We start from the raw sequence: 25,263 nt of genomic DNA on the forward strand, positions 1-25,263 counted from the left end.
CTTCCATGGAAGGTACATTGCCTTCCATGGAAGCCAGTTTTCGATGGGTGCTGCTGACCGCCGTCGCGCCGGTGGCGTGGGGCGCGAACTACTACGTCACCCGCGAGTTCCTCCCGGCGGACCGTCCGCTCTGGGGAGCCGCCCTGCGGGCCCTGCCCGCGGGACTGCTCCTGCTCGCGCTGCGTCCGCGCCGGCCGCGGGGAGCCTGGTGGTGGCGGTCGGCCGTCCTCGGACTGCTCAACACGGCGGGATTCTTCGTCCTGCTCTACATCGCCTCGCAGTCCCTGGCCACCAGCGTCGCCTCCACCGTGATGGCGGCCTCGCCGCTCGCGATGCTGCTCCTGGCCTGGGCGCTGACCGCCGCCCGCCCCGCCCGGGCACACCTGCTCGGCGCCCTGGTCGGCCTGGCCGGTGTCGGGCTGATGCTGCTGACCAGGAGCGAACCGGTCAGCCTGCCTGGCCTGGCCGCCTCGGCGGCGGCGATGCTGGTCTCCTCGCTCGGCTACGTCCTGGCCGCCCGGTGGCGGGAGGGTGCGGACGTCCTGGCCACCACCGCCTGGCAGCTGCTGGCGGGCGGACTGGTCCTGCTGCCCCTGGCCTCGGTGTTCGAGGGCCCGCCCGTGCTGCCCGCCGGGCGAGAGCTGGCGGCCTTCGGTTATGTCGCGGTGGTGGCGACCGCGCTGGCCTTCGCCGCCTGGTTCGCGGGCCTGCGCCGACTGCCGGCGGGCACGGTCGGGCTGCTGGGGCTGCTCAATCCGCTGACCGGTGTGCTGCTCGGCACCGTGGTGGCGGGCGAGCGGCTCGGCCCGCCGCAGTTCGCCGGGCTGCTGCTGGTGCTGGCGGGGGTCGCGCTGGGCCGCCCGCGTGGCGGTTCGGGGGGTGGTCCGGGGGGCCGCCGTCCGGAGGGTGGCCCGCTCGGCGGCTCGTCGCGCTCGCGCCACAGGCGGTCCGTCGGGCATAGCGCGGCGGCTGGTGCGGCGACCGGTGCGGTCGGAGGGGGTGGTGGCGTCGGTGGTAATGGTGGCGGGAGCGCTCGGGGCGGTTCCGACTGATGTCGGTACTTGCGCGAACTTCCCTGCTTTCCCCATAAGTTGGCCACCGGGAGCGGATCGGACCGGTAGGAATGGGAGCGCCCGACCCCGCCGGGGCGGGTGGAGGGGGCGGGGCGCGAGGGGCTGGACGGACCGTGCCCGGGCGCCGCGGGGGAGCCCTCTCCTGCCTTCCTGTCTTCCGCGAGCAAGGGACCCGATGCGTTCGTTCACCAAGACCCTGCCCGTCCTGCTGGCCGGCGCGGCGCTCACCGCGGCCGCGCTGGCGTCCCCCAGCGGCGCCGACGCGGCGACCACCGAAAGACCCCACGGTCTGGAGGTCGCCGTTCCGGCCTACGTCCTGCCCGGCGAGCCCATGCTGGCCGCTGCGGCGAGCGCCCGCCCCGCACCCTCGGTCGTCGTCCTCAATCCGTCCAACGGCTACGCCCCCTTCGACGCGGCCTGGCAGGCCCAGGCCGACGCGCTGCGCGCCGGGATCACCGCGCACGGCACCAACACCCGGGTGCTGGGCTACGTCGACACGGGCCACGGCTCGCTCCCGCCGTCCGCCGTCCGCGCGGTCGTCGACAACTACCTCAGGACGGCCGACCACCGGCTGCACGTCGACGGCATCTTCTTCGACCAGACCGGGCGCGACTGCGGCCCGGGCAACACCGACCGCGACTACTACGCGGAGCTGCGCCGCTACGTCCAGGAGACCGTCCACGCCGTCGCCCCGCAGGTCCAGGACCTGGTGGTGAACAACCCGGGCACCGCCGTCGCCGACTGCTACCTCGAGCCCGGCCACCGCACGGCCGACGTCTTCGTGACCTTCGAGGGCGACTACGACGACTACACCGGCGCCTGGCTGGGCGGCAACGTCTTCAACCCCACGGCGGGCTACTACTCCGGCGCGGCCCTCGACGCCAGCGGCACGGCCTTCTGGCACCTGGTGTACGACACCCCGGACCGGGCCGCGATGCGAACCGCCCTCGACGCCGCCTTCACCCGGGGTGCCGGCTACGTCTACGCCACGGACGACGCACTGCTGGTGCCCTGGGACGCCGCCCCGGGCTGGGGTTTCGCCGCCGAGACCGCGTACGCCGCCGCGAAGGGCTGACTCAGTACTCCCGGTCCTGGCGGGCGGCGGTGACGGCCCAGGAGACCGTGATCACGACCGCGAGTGCCAGCAGGACGGCACCGAAGACGATCGCCGTCCAGCCGCCGCTGGTCAGGCCGTCCAACTGCTCCTGGTAGGTGGTGTCATGAGGTTCCGGCATGCCGTCGCCGAAGGAGCCCTTCACCTGGACGTGGCAGATGTCGCCGGGTGACATGGGCCGGCCGTAGCAGGTGGGCTCGGCGGTGTTCAGCTTGTTGACGCCCATGAGGACCAGACCGACACCGGCGACCAGCAGGACGAGTGGGATCAACACCTGGAGAGCCTCCCCGGATTCCTCCGACTCCACCGACTCCGCCCAACCGTGGAGGGCGGCCGGTGCGTACGCACACGCGCTTCGACGCGCGGGAGGCGCGGGGCGGTTCCGTTCGGGTGGTTCGGTTCGGTTCGGTTCGGGGCGGTTCGGTTTGGGAGCGGTCCCGTTGCTGGTCCCGGTCGGCGGCGTGCTCCGGTGCGGTGGTGCTCCGGTGCGGGGGCGCGCCTCGGGAAAACCACGTGACCCGGAGGCGGGCCGCTCCGTACACTCGGCATCCAGAGACGCACCGCCGTGGTTCCGGTGGCGGTGCGCGCCGTGATGAGCTGAGGGAGGACCGGTCGTGCGAAACCGCACCGCTGCCGTCATCCCCTCGTCCCGGTTCGAGGTGATCCTGGTGTCCTCGTTCCTCCGGTGCCCGCTGCGCGGCCGGCACCGGATCAGCGTGACGGACCGCTGACCTCGGGGCACTCCTCGGGTCACTCCTCCGGTCGTCCGCCGCATTCCGGCTCTTCTGCTTTCCTGTCTCCTGCCGCCCGTCCGAGTGCCCAGGCCCCTGTGTGTCCTGCGCTCTGTGTGCCCGGGTGCTCGACCGCCTCCATACCTGTGTTGACCGGGTGTTCACCTGCGTTGACCGGGTCGGGCTGGGCGGGGTGGGGCGCGGGCGGGTTCGCGGGTGGGCCGGACGTGGTGAGGCCGGCAGGGCCGGGCGCGTCGTCGCCGCAATCGCGCCGCCCCAGCATCTCGCTCCACCTCGAAAGGCACCGGGCCATGCGCACCGACGTCCGCCGTACGCACAACGCCGTCACCACCACGACCAGCACCACCACCACCACCGCTGCTGCCGCCGCCGTCCTGGCCGGCATCACCACCGTCCGTAACCTGGGCATCCTGGCCCACGTGGACGCGGGCAAGACCACCGTCACCGAGCGGATCCTCTTCCTGGCCGGCGAGACCCACAAGCGCGGCGAGGTCCACGACGGGACCACCGTCACCGACTGCCACCCGCAGGAGCGCGAACGCGGCATCACCATCTTCGCCGCCGCGGTCAGCTGCCTCTGGGACGGCCATCGGATCAACCTCATCGACACCCCCGGGCACGTCGACTTCGCCGACGAGGTCGAACGCTCGCTGCGGGTGCTGGACGGGGCGGTGGCGGTGTTCGACGCCGTCGCCGGGGTGGAGCCGCAGAGCGAGAGCGTCTGGCGCCAGGCCGACCGGCACGGTGTGCCCCGGATCGCCTTCGTCAACAAGATGGACCGGGCCGGCGCCGATCTGGACGCGGCCGTCGCCTCCATCCGGGAACGGCTGCACCCGGTCCCGCTCGCCGTCCAACTGCCGATCGGCCGGGAGAGCGAGTTCACGGGCGTTGTCGACCTGCTGACGATGCGTGCCCTGACCTGGGACGACGGCCCCGGGCGGGACGGTCTGCAGGAGGGGCCGGTGCCGGAGGAGCTCCGGGCCGAGGCCGAGCACCGGCGCCGACGGCTGGACGAGGCCGTGGCCGGGCTCCATCCGGCCGCACTGGAGGAGTACTACGAGCACTCGGCACTCTCCACCGCGACCCTGGCCGCCGCGCTGCGGGACCTCACCCACAGCGGCGAGGCCGTCGTCGTGCTGTGCGGATCGGCCTACCGCAACCGCGGTGTCGAACCGCTGCTGGCCGCGATCACGGCCTACCTGCCCTCGCCGCTGGATGTCCCCGCGGTGCGCGGATCCGCCGTGGGTGCGGCGGGCTCTGCGGGCGCGGCCGGTACGGAGGGGGTGGCGGGCGCGGAGGGGGTGGCGGGCGCGGAGGTGGAGCGGGCCGCCGATCCCGCCGGGCCGCTCACCGCGCTGGTGTTCAAGGTGAACGTCACCGCCTCCGGCCGTCTGACCTATCTGCGCCTCTACGCCGGAACACTGCGAAAGGGGGACACCGTGCTGGACGCCACGACCGGCCGTCCCGAACGGATCGCCCGGATCCTGCGGGCGCAGGCCGACAGTCATACCGAGACGGACTCGGCGGTCGCCGGAGACATCGTCGCGGTGATCGGAGTCAAGGCCGCCCGCGCGGGCGCCACGCTCTGCGCGCCCGGCGCGCCGCTGGTCCTCGAACCACCCGTCACCGCCGAGCCGGTGGTGACGGTCGCGGTCGAGGCGCGGCGCACGGTCGACACCGACCGGCTGGCGGTCGCACTGGCCCGGCTCGCGGAGGAGGATCCGTCACTGGTCGTCCGCACCGATCCGGAGACGGGGCAGCGGGTGCTCTCGGGTCTGGGCGAACTGCACCTGGAGGTGGCGGTGGAGAAGATCCGCCGGGACCACAACGGTCTGGAGGTGACCGTCGGCCGCCCGCAGGTCGCCCATCGGGAGACGGTCGAACGCGGAGTCACCGGCCATGTCCACCGTCACGTCAAACAGGACGGTGGCGCCGGCCAGTTCGCCCAGGTCGTGATCGACGTGGCGCCGCTGGACGGACCGGTCGGCACGCAGGAGGGCGGGGGCTTCGTGTTCGCGTCCACCGTGACCGGCGGGCGGGTGCCGAAGGAGTACGTCCAGGCGGTCGAGGCGGGCTGCCGGGACGCGCTCGCCGAGGGCCCGCTGGGCGGCCACCCGGTCACCGGGCTGCGGGTCACCCTGACCGACGGGGCCACTCACAGCAAGGACTCCTCCGACCTCGCCTTCCGCACCGCCGGGCGGACGGCGCTGCGGGACGCGATGCGCGCCTGCCGGATGCTGCTCCTGGAACCGGTCGTCGAGGTGACGGTGACCGTGCCGCAGGAGGCGGTGGGCGGGGTCCTCGGTGACCTCGCCGCCCGCCGGGGCCGGGTCCAGGGCTCGGACCCGCACGGCGCGACGGCGGCGGTGACGGCGGTCGTGCCGCTGGCCGAACTGTTCGGCTACGCGACCGCCCTGCGCAGCCGCACCCAGGGCCGGGGCACGTTCACCACCCGTCCGGCCGGGTACGCCCCGGCCCCGGCCCCGGCTCGGTAGGGCGGGCCGGCCGCCGGATCCGCCTCCGGGTGGGTCCGGCGGCCCCGCCGGCGGGTGGCACGCGGGTGGTGGCGGGTCGGGTGGTGGCCGGCCGAGTGGTGGCGGGCCGGTCGGTTCGGCGGTTCTCCGCCCGGGGAGGGTGGCGAACCGCCTCTGACCTGCGCGTCCTTCCTCGGCGGTGGCAGATCGAGCGGATAGCGTGGCCGGGCGGCCGTGGTCGGTCGCGCGGCGCCGTGGGACGCCGCCGGTACCACCAGGGACGGCAGGCATGCAGTTCGACGATCAGGGTGACCTCGACACCTCGCAGGTCGACGACCGGCGCCGTATCCCCGGCGGGAAGGTCGCCGTCGGGGGCGGCGCGGCCGGTCTGATCGCCGTCCTGATCGCGGTGCTCTTCGGTGTCGACCCGAGCGTCCTCGGACTCTCCGACAGTGGGGCAGACCCGGGCGCCGGGTCCGGCCGGGGCACCACCGCGGGCGAGGTGCAGCAGGTCTGCCGTACCGGTGCTGACGCCAACAGCCGTCAGGACTGCCGGATCGTCGCCGTCACCAACAGCCTCCAGGACTACTGGGGCGGCCAGCTGCCCCGGTCCGGTGCGGCCTACCGTCCCGCCGAGACGGTCCTGTTCACCGGGCGGGTGTCCACCGGCTGCGGCGCGGCGAGTTCGGCGGTCGGCCCGTTCTACTGCCCGGCCGACCGGCGGGCCTACTTCGACCTCGGCTTCTTCGACGAGCTGGCCACCCGCTTCGGGGCCTCCGGCGGCCCCTTCGCCGAGGCCTATGTCGTCGCGCACGAGTACGGGCACCACATCCAGAACCTGACCGGCACCATGCAGAAGGTCGGCCGCGACCGCCAGGGTGCCAACAGCGCCTCGGTGAAGCTCGAACTCCAGGCGGACTGCTACGCCGGTGTCTGGGCGCACCACGCCACCACCGCCCCGCAGGCCTCCACCGGGAGGCCGCTGATCCGCACCCTTACCGATCAGGACATCGCCCAGGGCCTGGACGCCGCGGCGGCCGTCGGGGACGACCGGATCCAGAAGCAGTCGACCGGCCGGATCGACCCGGACACCTGGACCCACGGCTCCTCGGACCAGCGCAAGGCCTGGTTCACCGCCGGCTACCGCTTCGGCGACCCGGCCCGTTGCGACACCTTCGCGACGCCGAGCTGACCCCCGCCCCCGGCCGCGCGCTCCTGCCCTGGACTCCTGCCCCGGACCCCGTGCGTCCTGGCCCCGCGCCACCCTGTCATTCGTCAGGGACCGCTGCGGGCACCGGCTTCCTACGCTGCTGATCAGCGGCCGAATCCGGGCCGGATCAGCAACGGAGAGAGAACCACCATGCGCAAGATCATGCACACCTTCGCCGCGCTCGCCCTCGCGGCGGCCGCCGTCACCACGATGGGGAGCTCCGGCGCCCAGGCGGCCGACGGTTCCTGGGACGGGTGTCCGTACGGGGCGGTCTGCATCTACCCCCAGGACTCCGACACCAGCAGGCCGCCGACCGATGTCTTCTACAGCTACGGCGCCCACAACCTCCGCAACCAGAACGGCTGGCACTGGGTGCTCAACAACCAGTCCGGCGGGGCCCACGCCCACCTGTGCACCGGCTACAACGGTGGCGGCTGCGGCTACGACATCGCCGCCCAGGCCGGCGTCTACGCCGACCTCACCCCGATCAACTCCATCACCCTGAACCGCCCCTGAGTCCCGTACTCCTTCGGTCCGGACTCCCTGAGTCCCGGACTTCCTGACCCCTCGTCCCTTGATCGCCTGAGTCTCTGAATCGGCGGGCTGCCGCCCGCACCCGCCGTGCGCGCCGTCGCCGGGTCCTCCGGGGGGAGACCCGGCGGCGGACCGTACCGTGGCCGGCCGTGCCATTCGTCGGGGCCCTTCAGGTTGTCGTGGGGGAGGGGCAGGTGAGGTCGCCGGCGGGGGTCGCGCCGGTCAGGAGGTAGGACTCGACGGCGGTGCGCACGCAGGGATTGGGGCCGGGGTACTGGCCGTGGTCGCCGTTGTCGGTGACGGTCACCAGGCGGGAGCCGCGCAGGGCTCGGTGGGCGGAGAGGGCGGCTTCGTAGTACGTCGCGGGGTCGTGCACCGAGTTGAGCATCAGGGTGGGGGGCAGACCCGCGCCGGTGACCCGGACCCGGGGTGCGGTCGGGGTCGGCCAGGAGGCGCAGACGGCGGAGAAGGCGAGGGTGCGGGCCCCGACCAGCGGCCAGCGGGCGGCGTTCTCGGTGCCTCGGGCGGCCCAGAGGGCGAGGTCGCGGGTCCAGGGGGTGTCGCTGCAGGTGACGGCGAAGTACTCGGCCAGGAACTCCGGGCTGAGGTAGTCGCCGAAGACCCGCCGGGCCGTGGCGCGGGCGGCCGGGTCGGCGGTCGGCCAGTCGTCGAGTGCGGTCAGGGCGGTGGCCAGCAGGGTGAAGCCGTTGTTCTCGCGGTAGATGCCCTGGATGGTGCCGTTGTCCAACTGGTTCGGCCCGAGGGTGAGCTGGCCGTCGACGATCGGGTGCTCGCGCAGCGTGGCGCGGCGGGCCTCCCAGCGGGCCTTCACCTCGGCGGGGGTCGTGCCGTAGTGGTAGGTGGCGTCGCGGGCGGCGAGCCACGGCAGGAAGTCCTCCTCGAAGCGACGCTGGAAGCTCATCGGCTGGCCGAGCTGGAACCGCTCCCAGGTGCCGTCGAAACCGATGTTGCTGTCCAGCACCATTCGCTCGATCCGGTGCGGGAAGAGCGTCGCGTAGTAGGCGCCGATCATGGTGGCGTAGGACGGTCCGTAGTAGCTGATCCGGCGCTCGCCGAGGAGGGCGCGCAGCAGGTCGATGTCCCGTGCGGTCTGCTCGGTGGTCAGGAAGGGCAGCAGGCCGCCGCTGCGCTGCTCGCAGTCGGCCGCGAGGACGGTGGAGTTGGCGATCACGCGGGCACGGTCGGCCGGCGTGTCGTCGCGGAAGTCCCCGGAGAAGAAGGAGCGGAACTCCTCGGGGGTCTGGCAGACGGCCCGGGTGCTGTGGCCGACGCCGCGCTGGTCGAAGCCGATGATGTCGTAAGAGGCGCCGAGGGCGGGCGCGTTACGCACGTGGTCCGCCGGGCGGAGCAGACCCTGGCCGCCGGGGCCGCCGGCGGCCGTGAGCAGGCTGCCGATCCGCCGGGCCGGATCGGCCGCGCGGTGCCGGGAGACCGCGACGGTGATGTCCGGGCCGCGGCCCGGGTGGTGCCAGTCCCTGGGGGCGGTCATGGTGGCGCACTCCAGCGTGGCCTCCTCCGCACAGGTCTGCCAGCCGAGTTGCTGGTGGGTGTAGCGGGAGGGGGCGGCAGGGGCCGCCGCCCCGGTGGGCGCCGCGACAGCATCGGCGGTGCCGGTCGCGGAGGCGAGGGCGAGGAGGGCGAGCAGCGCGGCGGTGCGCCCGCCGAGCGTGGTGCGGCGGGCTGGGCGGGCGCGGCGGGTCGAGGTGCCGGTGGTGGGGGTGCTGGTGCTGCGGGCCAGGTCTCGTGTGGTCATGGCACGATCCTGACGGTCGGATCGATCGTGGTCGATCAGGCGTGCACCCGTCTTTCCGGTGGTGCCTGCACCACCCCGACCCGGTGGCCCGGTACAGCCCCTCATCTGCCAAAACGTTTGCTGAGTCAGAGAAATGACGTGCCGTCATGCCTGTCCGCCCGAAGCACGCCACCATGTGGGTGATGGGGTGTTTCGGGCGGAAAGGGCGGGGGGAAGCAAGCCGGTGGGCGGCACTCAGTAGCCGGCGGTGAAGCGGGCGCGGCGGTGGGCGGGCCGCTCGGCCTCGTCGAGGAGGGCGACGGCGAGGTCCTCCATGGAGATGGTCGAGGTGCCGTCGGCGTCGACGAGGAGTTCGTCGTGGCCGAGCCGGAAGAGTCCGGTGCGCTCGCCCGGCGCGAGGAGGGCGGAGGGGCTGAGGTAGGTCCAGTCGACCTCGGTTTCGGCGAGGTAGAGGGAGAGCTGCTCACCGCAGGCGTTGGCGATGGGCAGCAGGGCGGCGGGGAAGTCCGGGGAGTCGGCGAGCGTGACGCCGCCGCCGGGCAGGGTGAGGCTTCCGGCGCCGCCGACGACCAGCAGTCGGACGCCGGTGCCGGTCAGTCCGGAGAGCAGACCCTTGGTGGCGACGGCCAGTTCGTCCTCCCGCCCGGGGGCCGGGCGGGTGGCCGTGATCAGCAGGTCCTGGCCGGCGGCGAGGCGGCGGACGTCCTCGGGGTCGCGGGCGTCCCCGGTGGCGATCCGGACGGTGGCGGGGAACGGGTGCGGGCGCTGGGGGTCGCGCAGCACGGCGGTGACCTGGTGGCCACGGGCGACAGCCTCGGCCACGACCCGGCTGCCGACGTTGCCGGTCGCGCCGAACACGGTGATGTTCACGGGTGGTTCTCCTTGGTGCGGGTCGGAAGGATCGGAACGAAGGGAAGGAGGTGGGGCGGGAACGCGGTCAGGCGGACTGGTGGGTGCGGTTGTTGGTCGGTCGACCGCTGTGGTCGGAGGGTACGTCGCCGGGCGGGCCGGTCACCGTCCTCGACGGGGTGCGCGGGCGCTGGGTCTGGGCGGCGACGAGCGAGCCGAGCACGATCAGCGCGCCGAGGGCCTGGACGGGCGAGAGGTCCTGACCGAGGACGAGCCAGCCGAGGGCGGTGGCGACCACGGGGCTGAGCAGCCCGAGGAAGGTGACAGAGGTCGGAGGGAGGGCACGGATGCCGCGGAACCAGAGCGCGTACGCGACGGCCGCGCCGATGAGGCTCAGGTAGCCGTAGCCGAGCAGGTTGGCGCCGGTGAGGTGGGACGGGGGCGGTCCCTCGACCAGGAAGGCGACCGGGAGCAGCAGCAGACCGCCGGCGGTGAGCTGCCACCCGGTGGTGGCGAGCAGCGGCGCCGGTGACGTCCAGCGCTTGGAGAGGACGACGCCGGTCGCCATGACCACCGCGCCGCCGAGTGCGGCCACGATACCGAGGGCGTCCAACTGGGCGCCGGCTCGCAGGACCAGCAGGCTGACGCCGGCCACCCCGGCTATACCGGAGAGGAGGGTGCGCGGAGAGAGTCGGTCGCCGAGCAGTGCGGCCGAGAGGCCGGCGGCGATCAGCGGCTGCACGGCGCCGACGGTGGCGGCGACCCCGCCGGGGAGCCGGTACGCGGCGACGAAGAGGAGGGCGAAGAAGGCACCGATGTTCAGGGCGCCGAGGACGAGCGAGCGCCACCACCAACTGCCGCTCGGCAGGCGCCGGGTGAGGGCGATCAGCAGCAGTCCGGCGGGCAGGGCGCGGAGCACGCCGGCGAGCAGCGGGCGTCCCGGCGGCAGCAGCTCGGTGGTGACGAGGTAGGTGGAGCCCCAGATGGCCGGGGCCAGGGCGGTCAGCAGCACGATGGCGAGTCGATTCCTTAGCACTAAGCCAATATATCTCAGCGCTAAGGAATCTTCGCAAGGTCCGGCCGGCGGCGGATGCTGTGAGGTATCTCACCGCTAAGGCATCGTTTAGGCTGGGGCCATGGCAGAGCGCGTGGATCATGTGGACCGGATCGTGCAGCAGTGGGGCGCCGAGCGCCCCGACCTGGATGTCTCGCCGATGGAGGTGATCGGCCGCCTCAAGCGGTTGTCCCGACTGGTCGACGCCGAGCTGAAGGAGACCTTCGCCCGGCACGACCTCGACTTCGCCTCCTTCGACGTGCTCGCCACCCTGCGTCGAAGCGGCCCGCCGTACCGGCTCACACCGACCCTGCTGATGCAGTCCGCGATGGTCACCTCCGGGGCGATCAGCCAGCGCCTCGACCGGCTGGAAGCGCGCGGCCTGGTCACCCGAACCCCCAGCGGCTCCGACGGCCGGAGCCGTGAGGTCGAACTCACCGAGGAGGGGTATGCCCTGATCGACCGTGCCCTGCCGGACCACCTGGCGACCGAGCGCCGCATCCTGGGCGACCTCGACGAGCCGAGGACCGCCGCCTTCGTGGCCGCCCTGCGAACCCTCCTCGGCACCCTCGGGGACGACCCGGAGTGACCGCGCCGCACCGCCGGCGGCCGGTCACGGGTTGACCGCCACCGCCTTGAAGAACGTGTAGTGGAACGACCCGTCCGGCTCGGCCGTGCGGCGCAGCTCGGCGACGCCGCGGTCGAAGTCCTCGGCCGTGTCGAGGCCGGCCGCGAGCGCATCGGCGCGGACCGCCTCGACCATCGCCACGAAGGTGTGCCGGGTGAACCCCTCGGCCAGCTCGGGTCGGCCGCCGTCCGCGTACACGGTGCGTGGGACGACCGAGACGTCCCGGAACCCGGCCCCGGCGAGCAGCGGGTACAGCCGCCGCCCGATCAGGCTGTCCCCGCCGCCGTCCGCCTGGAGCCGGACCAGATGGCCGACGACCCGCTGCGCGGCCTCGCCGCGGGGGTGGAAGAACGCCGAGCCGTGGTCGCCCTCGATCACCGTGATGGTGCCGCCCGGGCGCAGGACCCGGCGCAGTGCCGTCAGCGCCGCCGCCGGGTCGGCGAGGTGTTCCAGTACGAAGCAGACGAAGAGGTGGTCGAACGAACCGTCGGGGAAGGGGAGCAGGTGCAGATCACCGTGGTGCCAGGTGACCTGGGCCTCCGGCAGCTGTTCCGCGACCCTGGCCCGGGCCCGGGCCAGCGAGTCGGCGGAGATGTCGGCGGCCGTCAGCAGCAGGCCCGGGCTGGCCTCCAGCAGGTGCACCGTCTGGGCGCCGACCCCGCACCCGGCCTCCAGGACCCGGCTGCCCGGCGGGTACGCCGTACCGGCGTGCAGCAGTCCGGCGAGGGTGTCGGCCTGGTCGCCCAGGCGGCGGGCCTCGGCGGGGGAGTAGCCGTGCACATAGGTCTGGTCGAGGTGTGACGGGGAAGCGGCCGAGGGCGAATCGCCGGAGGCGGCGGCGCTGGCGGTGGTTGAGGTCGTGGTCGTGGTCGTGGTCGTCATGTCTTCACCCTCCCGGCACAATGGACCGGTGCACAGGTCCAATGATCATTCGATCGACAGGTCCAGAACGGCGGGTGCGGACTTCCTCCAGCTCGATCCCGGGCAGGCGCCCGCCGGTGGACTCGCGGACTGGCTGGCGCGGCGGCTCCGGGAGGCGATCGATGACGGCCGGCTTCCCGTCGGCAGCCGCCTGCCCGCCACCCGGGTGCTCGCCGCCGATCTGAGGGTCTCGCGCGGTGTGGTGACAGACGCCTACCGCCGCCTCACCGAGGAGGGGCGGATCGCGGGCCTGGGCCGCGGTGGCACCGTCGTGGTCGACCAGTTCGCCCCGGAGACCGTGCCGCCGCCCTCGCTGACGGCTGTCCGGCCGACGGCGACCCGGTCGACGGCTGTCCGGCCGACGGCTGCCGAACCGACAACCACCCGGCCGACGGCAGACGGGCCGACGCCCGCCCGCCCCGGAGGCACCCGCCCCGGACCCGCCCTCGTCACCGGACCGGCCCTCGTCATCGGCCCCTCGCCCGCGTCGCCGTTCGACGGCGAACCCGCCACGACCGTCTTCGACTCCCTCCGCACCGCCCCCGCCCGGATCGACCTCACACCCGGCGTCCCCGACCTCGCCGCCTTCCCCCGCGCCGCCTGGCTGCGCGCCGAACGCGCCGTCCTGCGCGACCTCGCCGCAGCGGACTTCGGCTACGGCGACCCGCGCGGCACCCCCGCCCTGCGCCGCGCCGTCGCGGACTGGCTGGCCCGCAACCGCGGCATCCGCGCCGACCCCGGGGAGATCCTCGTCGTCGCCGGGGCGGCCCAGGCGCTCGCCCTCGTCGGCGAGGTGCTCCGGGCCGACGGCCTCGACGTGGTCGCGGTCGAGGACCCGGGCTCCCTCGGCACCCGACAGCACCTCGGTCACCGGATCACCGCCACCCCGCCCGTGCCCGTCGACGCCGAGGGGATCCGGGTGGACGCGCTGCGCGCCGTCGGCGCCCGCGCCGTGCTGCTCACGCCCGCCCACCAGTTCCCGACCGGCGTGGTGCTCGGCGGCGCCCGACGGCGCGAGCTGCTCCAATGGGCGGCCGACGGCGGGCTCGTGATCGAGGACGACTACGACGCCGAACACCGCTACGACCGACCGCCCGTGCCCGCCCTGCGCGGTGCCCTCCCCGAGCAGGTCCTCTACCTCGGCAGCGTCTCCAAGCTGCTCGCCCCCGCGCTGCGCACCGGTTGGGTGCTCGCTCCCACCCGCTACCGGGACGCCCTGGTCGACGCCAAACGGCTCAGCGACCTCGGCAACGCCGCGCTCCCGCAGCTGGTCCTCGCCCACCTGATGGACTCGGGCGCCCTGGAACGCCACCTCCGGCTGCAGCGCACCCGCCACCGGCGCCGACGTGACGCGACGACCGCCGCCGTCGCCGCCCATCTGCCCGGCGCCGCCGTCCACGGCGCGGCGGCCGGGCTGCACCTCATGCTCACCTTCCCGGGCGGCCTGCCCTGTACGGACACCGAGCTCGCGGGGGCGGCGCTGGCCCACGGGGTGAAGGTGCACCCGCTGTCCTGGCATGCCCGGCTGCCGCACCCGCCGGGGCTGGTCCTCGGGTACGCGGCCGGCACGCCGGGCGAGATCGAGGAGGGCATCGCCGTCCTCGGACGGCTGCTCCGGGAGGCGGGACCACCGCTCCCGGGGTGAGGCTGCTGCTGTTACGCCGTCCGGTCGAGGTGTCCGCGACACCGGCGGGATGCCCGCGGTCGAACCCGTCGACTCCCGCGCGCCGATCGACGATCCTGGCCGTTCCGGGGCCGGCTCGCCGGCCCGGACCGGACCCCGACCGACCGAGGAGGCCGGATGTCGACGCCCCGCCGTGGACGCCTCATACCCCGCCCGTCACACCGCAGGACCCGTCGGCCGCCCCGTCGGCCGGCCCGTTTCGCGCTCCTGGCGCTGCTGCTGGCGGCGGTGGGCCCGGCGACCGCGGTCGGCCCGGTCGCGCCCCTGGCCGTACCGGCGCCGCCCGCCGGTCCGGGCGAGCCCGTCGACCCGGCCACGGGCACGGGCACCGGAACCCGCACGGACGGCGATACCGACACCGATACCAGGCCCGGGACCGATATCGGGGCCGGGGCCGGCGCCGTCGGGACGAACCCGGGGACCCCGACTCCCACCGGGAGGACCACCACCGTGCCCACCACCATGCCCAGCACCGCGTCGCTCCGGCTCGCCGGTCGTCGGATCGTCTACTCCTACCCCGGCGACACCCCTCCTCCCGAACTGCTCGACACCATCCGGGCGGGCCGCGCCGCCGGCGTCATCCTGTTCAAGCAGAACGCCCCGTCGCCCGAGCAACTCCGAGCGGCGGTGCAGTTGTTGAAGGCGGCGGCGCAGGAAGCGCCGTCCGGTGTACCGCTGTTGCTGATGACCGACCAGGAAGGCGGCGCGATCCGGCGGCTGCCCGGGGACCCGGTCCACTCGGCCCGGCAGACCGGCGCGGCCTCCGACCCGGCCCGGGACGCCGCCCGGTCCGGCGCGGGAGCGGCCGGCACCCTGGCCGGCGCGGGTCTGAACGTCAACCTCGCGCCCGTGCTCGACGTCTTCGACGCACCGGACAACTTCATCGACCACTTCGAACGCTCGTACAGCGGGAAGCCCGAGGTGGTGGCCGAGCTGGGCACCGCCTTCCTCACCGCCCAGCAGCAGCTGGGGGTGGCCGCCACCGCCAAGCACTTCCCCGGTCTCGGCACCGCGGCCCGTGCGGAGAACACCGACGAGCGCCTGGTCGTCCTGCCGGTCCCGCTGGCCGAACTCCGGGCGCGGGGCGAGGAGCCCTACCGTGCCGCCATCGCCGGCGGGGTCCGGCTGGTGATGGCCTCCTGGGCGGTCTATCCGGCCCTCGACGCCGACCGGCCGGCCGGACTGTCGGGCGCGGTCGTCCAAGGCGAGCTGCGCCGGCGCCTCGGTTTCCGCGGGGTGACCGTCACCGACGCCCTGGAGGCCGGTGCCCTCGCCGCCTTCGGGGACACCGGGGACCGGGCGGTCGCCGCGGCCCGGGCGGGCATGGACCTCCTGCTGTGCTCCGCCCGGGACATCCAGCAGGGCGACGCCGCCGCCGAGGCCCTCGCCGTCGCCCTCGACGGCGGCGGTCTGGATGCCGGGGAGTTCAGCGACGCCGTCGGCCGCGTCGACACCCTCCGTACTTCCCTCGGCCGCCCCTGAACGGCACGCCACAGAGTTCACCCGCCCCGACACCCGCCGCCCTCGACCGCCCCCGACACCCGTGCCTCCGACACCCGCCGCCCGGCGCCCGTTACCCGCGCCCGTTCCCCGGCGCAGGCCGCGTGGCCGACCGCCCCCTGTCGCCCCTGTCCGCCCGCTCCCGTCCGCCTACCACCCGCCTCCCGCTCGCTCCCACCCGGGGTGGCGCGGGTGGCGAGGGTGGCGAGGGGGTGGCGCAAAGGGGAGTGAGGGTGGCGCGAAGAGGGTGTGCAGCTGACCAACACGCGCCGATCCGTAGCGGAAACGAGCGGACACGGAGGGTCATCCGGATGGCAGGCTTGCCGCCGTGACTGTGCACCCTCTCGTACACGAGATCGCCGACGCCTACCTGACCCTGGTCGACGCCGCCGCACCCGGGCTGGTCGAGGGCCTCTACGTGGTCGGTTCAACCGCTCTGGGGGACTTCCACCCGGCGCGGAGCGACATCGACTTCGTGGCCGTGTCCGCCGATCCGGTGACGGCGGCGCAGCTCGCGGGGCTGGAGCGCGCGCACGCCCGGTTGGCGGCCCGCTATCCGCGCCCCGCGTTCGACGGCCCTTATCTGACCTGGCACGAACTCGCGGGCCCACCCGCGCAGGCGGCGCCGGGCCCGCAGGTGTTCGGGGGGAGGGTCCGGCACCGGGTGAGAACCGATCGCACGCCGGTGCTCTGGCACACCCTGGCGCGGCAGGGCGTCACGCTCTGTGGTCCACGGGCGCAGGAACTGATGATCGACACCGAGCCGGGGGCGCTCGCGGCGTGGACGGCCGGAAGTCTGGAGGATCACTGGCGCCCGTGGCGGCGGCGTTCCGCGCGGCTGGTCTCGCGGCCGGGGCTGGCTCTTCTGAACGGCGAGGGCCCGGCCCACGGGGTGCTCGGGGTGAGCCGCGCGCACTACACGCTGGCGACCGGGCGGATCGCCTCGAAGCGCGGGGCCGGCGAGTACGCCCGGGCGGTGTTCGGCGAGCGGTGGTACCGGATCGTGGACGAGTGCCTACGGGTCCGGGACGGCGGGCGGCGTCGCTCCCTCTATCCGAACCCGCTCACCCGGCGGGCCGACGCGCTCGCATTCATGGACATGGCGATCGAGAGCGCCCAGCGGCTGTGTGTTGGCCGATTGTCGTTGGGCGAGTAGTGGTTCAAGCCAGCGGAGGCTGAAATTCCCGCCATCGAAGGCCAGTTTCAAGTCTGATCATCAGATGTTCGGATGGTGGCCCTTTCCTGCATTGGAATCACATGAAAGTCTTACGACATGCCACATGTGAAATGTCACATATGGCGATGCTGATTCCTTGCAATCAAAGAGAAAAGGAGGAGCGGACATGCGGATGAACCGACTCACCCTGACCGCGGCCGGGATCGTCGGCGCGGCGGCGCTGCTGGCCGTGCCGGCGGAGGCGAACGCGGCCCAGACCACCACCACGACCACCACCGTCACCTGCGGCGTGTCCGGCCTGCAGGCCGGTCTGTCGACCCGGGTGTGTGCCGAGGTCACCGGCGACAGCGTCCAGCTGTACGGGCAGATCAGCCTGGCCGGCCCGCCGAGCCCCGGCACCCCGTGGCCGCAGACCGTCGAGGTGCTCACCGGCCTGTCCGGCCAGGTCGTCGGCGGCTCGTCGCTCGGCTCGGTCAGCGGGCGCACCCTGTTCACCGCCAGCACCGTGCAGGTGCGCGGCGTCGGCGGCACCGTTCCGTGCGGTTCCACCGTGCACGGCAGCTTCAGCGCCGCCACCTACCCGTGGGGTCCCAACCCGGTGACCGTCGACGTTGTGGTGCCGTGTTGATGACACGCGCCCGCTAGGGCGGTGCGGGCCCGGGATTCACGGATCCCGGGCCCGCACCTTCTGCCTCCCCGGAGTCCTCCCTGGAGTCCTTCCGGAGTCCTTCTGCGGTCCTTCTGTCGCCCCTCCGCGCTCCCTCCGCGCTCCCTTCGCTTTCGCTCTGCTCCGCGTCCGCTTTCCGTGTTCGGTGATGACGACTTGAAGAGATCTTCATCCGCAAGGATGATGCTTCACGCCGCCAGGGCGGCGAACGATCCCATCCCCGACCCGCAGGAGGGAACGGACTATGCCGGTCCCGCTCTACCAGGCGAAAGCGGAGTTCTTCCGGACACTCGGACACCCGGTCCGCATCCGCGTCCTGGAACTGCTCCAGAACGGACCGCGACCGGTGCGCGAGCTGCTGGCCGAGATCCGGATCGAGCCGTCGAACCTTTCCCAGCAGCTTTCCGTCCTGCGCCGGACCCAGCTGGTCACCGCGACCCGCGAGGGCAACACCGTCGTCTACGCCCTCAGCACACCGGACGTCGCCGAGCTGCTGCGGGCCGCCCGGCGGATCCTGACCGAGCTGATCACCGACCAGGACGCGCTGCTCGGCGAGCTTCGCGCGCCCGAGGCCCCCGCGACCCCGGCCGGCCACCGGTGAGCCCGGACGGGGACACGAACCCGGGCGGGACCATGAGCCCGGGCGGGACCGTCAGCGGCGACGGCACCACGGGCGGGCGGGCGACGCTGGAGGAGAAGGCGCGGCGCCGGGCGATGTTGGTCCGGGCGGGCATCTACATCTTCGCCACGCACCTGTTCGCCGGGTTCGTCCTGCTGCTGTTCGCCCTCGGCGACCGGAAGTGACCCGGCCCGCCCGGGATCAGCGCGCGGCGCCCTCTCCGGTGTAGCGGTGGCTGGTGCTGGTCCAGGCGTGCACGCCGTCGACGAGTTCCCGGGTGCCGTGGAGGTACCAGCCGCTGTCCGGGTACCGGAGCAGCAGCCGGCGGCGCAGCGACTCGCTCTCCGCGGCCAGCCGGGCGATCCTCGTCCCGACGGACCGGACCGCCCGGGCCCGGGTGCAGCCGCGGACCCGTTGCAGGGTGAACACGGTGTTGAAGGCCGCGACCTGCTGGCGTTCCTCGCGGTCGGCCGAGTAGAGGTCGTTGATCAGGGTCGCCACGTCGGCGGTGTTCGCGCGCAGGCGGTGCAGCGCGGGATCCCGGTGCAGGGCGGCCGGTGCCTCGCCGCCGTGGACGTGCTCCAGTATGCCCATGAACGGATAGAGGCAGCTGGCATGGCGGCGCAGCCGGACGGTCTCGGCGAGGTCGGGGTGGGTGCGGGCGGCCCGGTGGGCGGTCTCGGCGAGGAAGGTCTCCAGACAGGAGTGCCATTCCTCGGCGGTGCGCCGACGCCACTCCGGTGACATGGGGGCGGTCTGGCGCTGCCACAGTTCCCGCCAGGCGTCGAGCAGGTGGGGTTGCGGGCCGCCGACCGGGACGGGGCGGCCTGCCACGACGGCGAGCAGCGGTCCGACGATGGCGCGGGCCTCGGCGGGGTCCCGCCCCGGCGGGCCGTCGAAGCGGTCGTCGAGGATGGTGAACCAGCCCAGGATGTCGACCAGCAGATCCAGTTCCGCGCCGCGGGCGCGGGGATAGGCGTGGCCGATCAGCTCGGGCAGCGCGTAGGACTGGTAGCGGGGGAGGTCGGCCGGGGCGAGCAGGCCGCGGGCGAGGGCCCAGTCGCCGTGCCGGGCGGTGGCGGCGCTCAGTTCGGCCGGGGTGCGGGCCTCCTCGGTGCGGGCCTCTTCGGTGCGGGGCCGGAGGAACGGGGGGAGGGCCGCGTCGGTGCGGCCTGCCGGTCGGGGGAGCGGTGCGGTGCGGAGCGACGGCGCGGGTCGGGGGACAGCGGTGGCGGTACCGAGGAGGACGAGCTGTCGGGGGGAGGCGAGGGGCCGGACGGTGCCCGCGCCCGGGGCGAGGCCACCGCTGCCGCCGCCACTGCCGCCACCGCCGCGAGGGCGCAAGCCCGTTCGGTCGGCGGTGCGCGAAGCGGTGCGCGCATCGGAGGCGCGTGAATCGGAGGCGCGTGAAGTGGTACGCGAGTCAGTAGAACGTGAAGTCGTGCGCGAAGCGGTGCGGGCGACCGTCAGGGCGGCGGTTCGCAGGGCGGTGGTGTGCAGCGCCGCCGGGTACGAGCGGCCGGGCGCGGACCGGCCGGGCAGTACGGTCGACCGCGCGGGCAGCAGGGTCGACCGGCGAGGGCCGGCGATCGGCAGGCACCGCGCCGGCGTGTCGTCCCGGCCGCCCGGCGCGGGCGTGCGGCGCGAACCGGGGGCGTGCGCGGTCCGGTTGCCGCGGCGCGGCGCGAGCCGCACGCGCAGGCCCTGGGCCTGGACGGTCGTCCAGACCACCTCGCGGGCCCGCGCGTTGGGGACGGCCGTCGGACGCCAGCGGCGCAGGATGGCGGCGGTCGCCACGGTCAACTCGGCCCAGGCGAAGGCCTCGCCGATGCACTTGTGCTTGCCGGCACCGAACGGGAGGAAGGTCTGGCGGGCCGCGGCGGTACCGCCGGTGCCCGTTCCCTCCGACCCGTCGGGGTCGTACCAGCGGTCGGGATCGAACCGCAGCGGGTCGGGGTGGAGCGCGGGGTCGCGGTGGACGGCGGTGAGGCTGTAGAGCAGTTCGGTGCCGGCCGGGATCCGGTAGGCGCCGAGCGTGACCGGGACGCGCGCGGTGCGCATCAGGAAGGCGTTCGGCGCGTGCAGCCGGACGACCTCCTGGGTGACGGCACGGGTGTAGGCGAGTCGGGCGAGGGCCTCCGGGGTGGGCACCGTCCCGGCCGGGAGGTGCTCGTCCAACTCGGCCAGGACGCGGGCCTCGACGTGGGGGTGCCGGACCAGTTCGTCGATCAGCCAGGTCAGCGTGGTGGAGACGGTCTCGGTGCCGGCGCCGAACATGGTGATCGCCTCGGACCGGACGTCCGCCTCGGTGAGCGGCCGGCCGGTGGCGGGGTCGACGGCGGCGCGCAGCAGGGCGGGCAGGGTGGGGCGCCGGGCCCCGCTCCCGGTCATCGGGCAGCCGCCCCCGGCCGCGCCGGTGCCCCGTCCCCCGGACCCGCCGGACCCGCCGGACCCGCCGGACCCGCCGGACCCGCCGGACCCGCCGGACCCGCCGGACCCGCCGGACCCGCCGGTGCCCCCGGACCCCCCGTTCGCGCCGTACCGGCCGCCGGGCGCGGTGCGGTTGACGGCCTGGTCGACGACGCGGTTGAGCACCCGGACGGCGGCGTCGAAGCGCCGGTTGACGGGCAGCGGCAGCCGGGCGAGTGCCGGGTGCGGGTAGAGGGACTGGACGATCTGCCCCTTCACCAGGTCGGGCAGGGCGCGGTGGAAGGCGAGGGTGGCGTCCTCGCTCAGCCGGGCGTCGAACAGCGCGCGGGTGACGATCTCCAGCGCGAGGTGGTTCATCTCCTTGGCGACGTCGAGGACCTGGCCGGGGCGCCAGCGGTCGGCCCGCTCCTCGGTGACCTGGTGCATGACAGCCAGGTAGTCGGCCATCCGGTCCGGTGCGAAGGCGGGCTGGATGATCCGGCGGCGGTCCCGGTGGGCGCGGCCCTCGGACATCAGCAGGCCGTCGCCGAAGGCCGTCTTGAGGGTGTCCTGGACGGCGCCGCGAGGGCAGTCGTGGGCGAGTGCGACGAGCAGCGTGTGGACGAGTCCGGCGTCGGTGACGACGCAGACCGTGCGCGGGCCGAGGCGGATCCGGACCACATCGCCGTACCGGGAGAGGGAGCCGAGGAAGCCGAGCGGGTCCCGGAGCAGGGCCGGGGCGTGGCCGAGTCCGGGCAGTGCGCCGGGGGCGAGCGGGGGGACGGCCGCTCGGCGGGGCCCTGCCGCGGGGGTTCTCGGCGGGGTGGGCGGTCTGCGGGTCTCGTTCGTCAGGATCATGACATCACCTCTCACCAGATGGACCGGGGGGCGGACCGGTGGGACGGTCCGGCGCGACCGGTCGGTGTCGGACCGGTCGAACGGCCCGGCGTTGCGGTACCACCGGAGCCGCCGCCGCGACAGCCGGGTTCCGGGGGCCTGTTGACGCGGACCCCGCGCGCGCCGCTGTCAGAGGGCGCACGCCATGGGAAACGCGCCGGTCCCGTGAGCGTTGCGCCGTACCGGGGTTGATCACCCCATCGGTGGAGTGTCCTCAAGGTGTACGCGTGGCGTCCCGATGGAGTCGCCCGAATGGCCGCGGGCAACTCCGCAGGCGGATGAACGGTTCGGGCCCGTTCGGGTCGTCCTGCCTGGTGGGCAGGGCCTTTCGGCCCTCGGCGGGAGGGTGCGTGCAGGTCCAGCATGGTGCCGAACCGAGGAGGATCCCCTGATGACCCGTCTGCGCCGCCGGTCCGCCCCCGGCGTCCGGGTGGAGATCCGGGGCGAACTGCCCCGCCAGGACGCGGAGTACGCCGGCGACGGACGCGGCCGGATCCTGTACCGCCGCTGTGACGGCCACTATGGCTTGATCACGCCGATAGCTGACCCCCACTGACGGGCAGGTAATGATCGGCAAGGGCTGACCGGTACACGACCGACGACGGACGAGCACACCCTCACGCTCTGGACGGGAACTGGGACCATGGACTGCGAAGAAGTCATGCTGACCGTCAGGATCGCGTCCGCCGAGCGGGCCCTGCTGCGCGAACTCGCGCGTGGCCACGGTGCCGACATGTCCGACGTCGCGGCGGACGGCCTGATCGACGTCGTCCCCAGCCTGCACGTCCTCCCGGTCCTCCCCGTCCGGCCGGAGCCGGCGGTGCTGCCCGTCGCTCCGGGGGGCGGGGCCGGGGTCGGGGCGGCGTCAGGGCCCGGGGATGCGGGAGTGCTGCGGCTGCTGCGAGTGCTGGCCCGGCCCGCGCCCTGCGCGGTCACGCTCTGGCTGCCGGCGCCCGTCGCCGACCTGCTCCCACTGGTCGGCGAGCGGATCACGGCGGTGACCGGGTCGCGGGTCGGCCCGGCGAGCGCCGCCCTGTCGGCCGCCCTCAGGTACTGGCTGGCGGGAGACCCCCGGCAGCTCTCGGCGGGCCTCGCCTTGCTGCACCGGCAGGGCAGCCCCGGTCTCGCCGCGCAGCGGCTCGACGTCGCGGCCTGAGGCACCGCGCCGGCCTCGGAGGACCGAACGGCCCCGGGCACCGAACGGATCCGGCCGCTTCTGTCCGCGCCCACCGCGCCGCTCCCGTCCGTGCACGCCGCGCCGTGCGCCGACGAGGTGTCATCGGCCGCTCCCGCCGCCCCGTCCCGCCCGCCTCGTCCGTCCGCGCGAATTTCGAAAAGAGGTTTCTGTTATCCGGCCCGCCCGGGCCGGTCTCCGGAGTGTCGGAAGGTTCAGGCCATCACCCCGAGCGGTGGTCGGAGCCTCGCACGAGGAGAGGAGACACCCGATGGGGCACCGGAGCACGGAGCTCCGCCGTCGGCGGCGTCGACGGACGGGCAAGCGCACGGCACTGATCTCACTGGCGGTCGCGGCTGGACTGGTCGCGGGCGCGCTGGGCATCAGCACCGCCATGGAGTCGTCCGCGGTGCACGACACCGCGGCGGCGAGCGCGGTGGCGGGTTCGGTGGACGGGGTGGGCGGTGCCATGGCCGGCACGATCGCCGACGACGGCACGGGCGAGACCGGCACCGCCGAGCACGCCACCAAGGCCCCCGGGCCGAAGCGCGACCAGAAGGCCGCGCCGATCCACGAGATACCCAAGGACCAGCCCGAGCGCGGACTGGTCTACGCAGGACTGAACCTGCCCGCCGGCGACCGCTGCGCGGGCTCCCTGGAGGTGACCGGCGGCGAGCTGTGCAGCCACGGGCCGGACGCGCCGCCGAAGGACGTGGACATCCGCAAGGACGTCCCGCCGGTGGCCGCCGCCGTCGCCCAGCCGGCCGCGCTGACGCCCCCGGCCGATGCCCGACCGCCCGCCGCCGCCGACCTGGTGAAGGGTTCGATGCCGGTCCTGGACGCCGCGACGAAGACGCTGCTGGCCGAGGCGGCCGGTGACCAGGCCGCGGCCGCCGAGCCCGCCGCCGGTGGCCAGGGCGTCGTCTGCGAGGGCGACGGCAGCGCCGGCAACCGGGTCCAGGTGGTCTACGCGCACACCCCGGGCAACGACCGGTTCGCCCAGTACCTGGCCTCCTTCAAGAAGTGGGCGGCCGAGGTCGACGTCATCTACAACGCGAGCGCCCAGGAGACGGGCGGTGTCCGGCACGTCCGGTTCGTCACCGAATCCGACTGCTCCGCCTCGGTGTTGAACCTCCAGGTGTCCGACGCGGAGATGGCCGACTTCAACACCAGCAACCGTGCGATCGCGGCCCAGGGCCTCAACCGCAAGGACCGCAAGTACATGATCTTCGCCGATGCCAAGGTGTACTGCGGCATCGGCACCTTCGCCGGCGACGAGCGGCCCGGCCAGGACAACCTGAGCAACTTCGGCCCCTCGTACGGCCGGACCGACTCGGGCTGCTGGGGCGGCCACACCGCCGCGCACGAACTCGGCCACAACCTGGGCGCGGTGAGCAACAGCGCGCCCAACTCCAGCAAGGGCGGCCACTGCGTCGACGAGTGGGACCTCATGTGCTACTCGGACGCCCCGTACTACCCGGCGATGCGCACGGTCTGCCCGGACAACGCCAGTGACATGCGCCTGGACTGCCGGCACGACGACTACTACCACACCGACCCGGCGCCCGGCAGCTACCTCGCCACCCACTGGAACGTCGCCAACAACCGCTTCCTGATCGCCGGTGGCGGCACCGGGCCGACGCCCGACCCGACCCGGACCCCGACCGGTTCGCCCACCCCGACGAACTCGCCGACCCGCAGCCCGTCGCCGACCGCGACCGGCGGCACCCCGACGCCCACCGGCACGCCGACCGCGACCGGTTCGCCCACCGCGAGCCCGACCGCCACCGGCAGCGCCTCGCCGACCGCGAGCCCGACCGCCGGTCCGACCGGTACGCCGACCCCGACCGGCTCGCCGACCGGTACCGGCACCCCGACGCCGACCGGCACCCCGACCTCCACCGGTACGCCGAGTCCCACCGGATCCACCGGCCCGACCCCCGGCCCGACCGCCTCGCCCACCGGCGGCACCACCGGACCGGTAATGACGGTCAGTCAGGTCAGCCAGACCACAGCCGTGTTGAGCTGGCCCGCGGTGAACGGCGCGAACGCCTACGACGTCCTGCTGAACGGTCAGACGATCGGCACCGTCCGGGCGACCGTGGTCGGCCTGGTCCGGCTCGCGCCCGACACCTCGTACTCCGTCGCGGTGGCCGTCCGGGACGCCGCCGGCGCGGTCTCCAAGCCGGGTCGCGCGGCCGCCTTCCGCACCACGGCCGACGCCGGGAAGCCGCAGCCCGGCACCCGCTACAGCCTGCTGAACGGCCTCACCGGACAGGCCGCCGACCTCTGGGGCAGCTCGCTCAACGACGGCACGGTGGCCATCGCCTACCAGCGCACCGGCTACGCCAACCAGAAGTGGACCTTCGAGGACACCGGCTCGGGCACGCTGCGGATCAAGTCCGTCCGCTCGGAGAAGTGCCTGCAGCTCGGCGGCAACCCCGTCGCCGGGCAGTACGTCGCGCAGCGCCCCTGCTCGGACGCGGCCGGCCAGAAGTGGCGGGTCACCTCCGCCGGCGGTGCGGTCACCCTGACCGCCGAGGGCTCCGAGCTCGTCCTCGGTGCCAGCAAGCGCTGGTACTACGGCGGTTGGCTGCTGGAGCTGCAGAAGCCGAACGGCCAGACGTACCAGAACTGGAACCTGCAGAAGACCACCTGACGTCCGGGGTTCGACCCCCGATCCCCGGACCCCGAGCCGGGGGGGGGGGGGGGCGGGGCGCGGGGGGGGGCCCCCCCCCCCCCCCGGCCCGCCC

21 protein-coding genes are annotated in these 25,263 nt (G+C 74.1%); 15 read left to right on the forward strand and 6 right to left on the reverse strand.

What is annotated here, in order from left to right; all coding sequences use genetic code 11:
* Positions 1-26 precede the first annotated feature (26 nt).
* Positions 27-1,052, forward strand: coding sequence for an EamA family transporter (locus tag SM793_RS26345; RefSeq protein ID WP_320440765.1), 1,026 nt, complete (start codon positions 27-29; stop codon positions 1,050-1,052).
* A 196-nt stretch (positions 1,053-1,248) separates the two neighbouring features.
* Complete coding sequence (locus SM793_RS26350; protein ID WP_320440766.1) at positions 1,249-2,148, forward strand: spherulation-specific family 4 protein; 900 nt, start codon at positions 1,249-1,251, stop codon at positions 2,146-2,148.
* A 1-nt stretch (position 2,149) separates the two neighbouring features.
* On the opposite strand, the gene SM793_RS26355 is transcribed toward SM793_RS26350, so the two are convergent.
* Positions 2,150-2,461 carry a hypothetical protein gene (locus SM793_RS26355; RefSeq protein ID WP_320440767.1) on the reverse strand — a complete coding sequence of 104 codons (312 nt, stop codon included), beginning with the start codon at positions 2,459-2,461 and terminating at the stop codon, positions 2,150-2,152.
* A gap of 768 nt (positions 2,462-3,229) precedes the next feature.
* On the opposite strand from SM793_RS26355, the gene fusA reads away from it, so the two are divergent.
* From fusA to SM793_RS26370, 3 genes are all read left to right on the forward strand, one after another.
* Positions 3,230-5,434 (forward strand): elongation factor G, encoded by a 2,205-nt coding sequence (gene fusA / locus SM793_RS26360; RefSeq protein WP_320440768.1) that lies wholly within the window; start codon positions 3,230-3,232, stop codon positions 5,432-5,434.
* A gap of 268 nt (positions 5,435-5,702) precedes the next feature.
* Positions 5,703-6,605 (forward strand): neutral zinc metallopeptidase, encoded by a 903-nt coding sequence (locus SM793_RS26365; RefSeq protein WP_320440769.1) that lies wholly within the window; start codon positions 5,703-5,705, stop codon positions 6,603-6,605.
* A 168-nt stretch (positions 6,606-6,773) separates the two neighbouring features.
* Entirely contained in the window at positions 6,774-7,139 is a 366-nt protein-coding gene (locus tag SM793_RS26370; RefSeq protein WP_320440770.1) for a hypothetical protein, read from the forward strand.
* A 187-nt stretch (positions 7,140-7,326) separates the two neighbouring features.
* Here the strand turns inward: SM793_RS26370 and SM793_RS26375 are convergent, their stop codons facing one another.
* From SM793_RS26375 to SM793_RS26385, 3 genes are all read right to left on the reverse strand, one after another.
* Positions 7,327-8,931: an alpha/beta hydrolase gene (locus tag SM793_RS26375; protein ID WP_320440771.1), complete on the reverse strand. Its 1,605-nt coding sequence runs from the start codon at positions 8,929-8,931 to the stop codon at positions 7,327-7,329.
* A 234-nt stretch (positions 8,932-9,165) separates the two neighbouring features.
* On the reverse strand, positions 9,166-9,801 hold the full coding sequence (locus SM793_RS26380; RefSeq protein ID WP_320440772.1) for an NAD(P)-dependent oxidoreductase: 636 nt from the start codon (positions 9,799-9,801) through the stop codon (positions 9,166-9,168).
* Between the two features lie 67 nt (positions 9,802-9,868).
* The gene (locus SM793_RS26385; RefSeq protein ID WP_320440773.1) at positions 9,869-10,816 is read right to left on the reverse strand and encodes an EamA family transporter; all 948 of its coding nucleotides are present in this window, start codon (positions 10,814-10,816) and stop codon (positions 9,869-9,871) included.
* Between the two features lie 100 nt (positions 10,817-10,916).
* Between SM793_RS26385 and SM793_RS26390 the strand changes: the two genes are divergently transcribed.
* Positions 10,917-11,423, forward strand: coding sequence for a MarR family winged helix-turn-helix transcriptional regulator (locus tag SM793_RS26390; RefSeq protein ID WP_266272705.1), 507 nt, complete (start codon positions 10,917-10,919; stop codon positions 11,421-11,423).
* Positions 11,424-11,447: 24 nt separating this feature from the next.
* Here SM793_RS26390 and SM793_RS26395 read toward each other — a convergent pair whose 3' ends face one another.
* A complete protein-coding gene (locus SM793_RS26395; RefSeq protein WP_320440774.1) occupies positions 11,448-12,344 on the reverse strand; it encodes a methyltransferase domain-containing protein in 897 nt (298 codons plus the stop codon).
* A 28-nt stretch (positions 12,345-12,372) separates the two neighbouring features.
* Here SM793_RS26395 and SM793_RS26400 point away from each other — a divergent pair, with 28 nt between their 5' ends.
* From SM793_RS26400 to SM793_RS26425, 6 genes are all read left to right on the forward strand, one after another.
* Positions 12,373-14,028, forward strand: a complete 1,656-nt coding sequence (locus SM793_RS26400) for an aminotransferase class I/II-fold pyridoxal phosphate-dependent enzyme (RefSeq protein ID WP_320440775.1) — start codon at positions 12,373-12,375, stop codon at positions 14,026-14,028.
* 489 nt (positions 14,029-14,517) lie between these two features.
* The gene (locus SM793_RS26405) at positions 14,518-15,549 is read left to right on the forward strand and encodes a glycoside hydrolase family 3 N-terminal domain-containing protein (RefSeq protein ID WP_320440776.1); all 1,032 of its coding nucleotides are present in this window, start codon (positions 14,518-14,520) and stop codon (positions 15,547-15,549) included.
* 346 nt (positions 15,550-15,895) lie between these two features.
* The gene (locus tag SM793_RS26410) at positions 15,896-16,723 is read left to right on the forward strand and encodes a nucleotidyltransferase domain-containing protein (RefSeq protein WP_320440777.1); all 828 of its coding nucleotides are present in this window, start codon (positions 15,896-15,898) and stop codon (positions 16,721-16,723) included.
* A gap of 187 nt (positions 16,724-16,910) precedes the next feature.
* Positions 16,911-17,372 carry a hypothetical protein gene (locus SM793_RS26415; protein WP_320440778.1) on the forward strand — a complete coding sequence of 154 codons (462 nt, stop codon included), beginning with the start codon at positions 16,911-16,913 and terminating at the stop codon, positions 17,370-17,372.
* Between the two features lie 283 nt (positions 17,373-17,655).
* Positions 17,656-18,012: an ArsR/SmtB family transcription factor gene (locus SM793_RS26420; protein ID WP_045942663.1), complete on the forward strand. Its 357-nt coding sequence runs from the start codon at positions 17,656-17,658 to the stop codon at positions 18,010-18,012.
* 32 nt (positions 18,013-18,044) lie between these two features.
* Positions 18,045-18,215 (forward strand): DUF6126 family protein, encoded by a 171-nt coding sequence (locus SM793_RS26425; RefSeq protein WP_320440779.1) that lies wholly within the window; start codon positions 18,045-18,047, stop codon positions 18,213-18,215.
* A gap of 16 nt (positions 18,216-18,231) precedes the next feature.
* Here SM793_RS26425 and SM793_RS26430 read toward each other — a convergent pair whose 3' ends face one another.
* Entirely contained in the window at positions 18,232-21,297 is a 3,066-nt protein-coding gene (locus SM793_RS26430) for a cytochrome P450 (protein ID WP_320440780.1), read from the reverse strand.
* A gap of 430 nt (positions 21,298-21,727) precedes the next feature.
* Between SM793_RS26430 and SM793_RS26435 the strand changes: the two genes are divergently transcribed.
* From SM793_RS26435 to SM793_RS26445, 3 genes are all read left to right on the forward strand, one after another.
* Entirely contained in the window at positions 21,728-21,892 is a 165-nt protein-coding gene (locus SM793_RS26435) for a hypothetical protein (protein ID WP_320440781.1), read from the forward strand.
* A gap of 87 nt (positions 21,893-21,979) precedes the next feature.
* The gene (locus SM793_RS26440; RefSeq protein ID WP_320440782.1) at positions 21,980-22,492 is read left to right on the forward strand and encodes a hypothetical protein; all 513 of its coding nucleotides are present in this window, start codon (positions 21,980-21,982) and stop codon (positions 22,490-22,492) included.
* Between the two features lie 289 nt (positions 22,493-22,781).
* Positions 22,782-25,169: an RICIN domain-containing protein gene (locus SM793_RS26445; RefSeq protein ID WP_320440783.1), complete on the forward strand. Its 2,388-nt coding sequence runs from the start codon at positions 22,782-22,784 to the stop codon at positions 25,167-25,169.
* Positions 25,170-25,263 lie beyond the last annotated feature (94 nt).

Origin of the sequence: Kitasatospora purpeofusca (assembly GCF_034043715.1) — a bacterium.
Lineage (GTDB): Bacteria > Actinomycetota > Actinomycetes > Streptomycetales > Streptomycetaceae > Kitasatospora > Kitasatospora purpeofusca_A.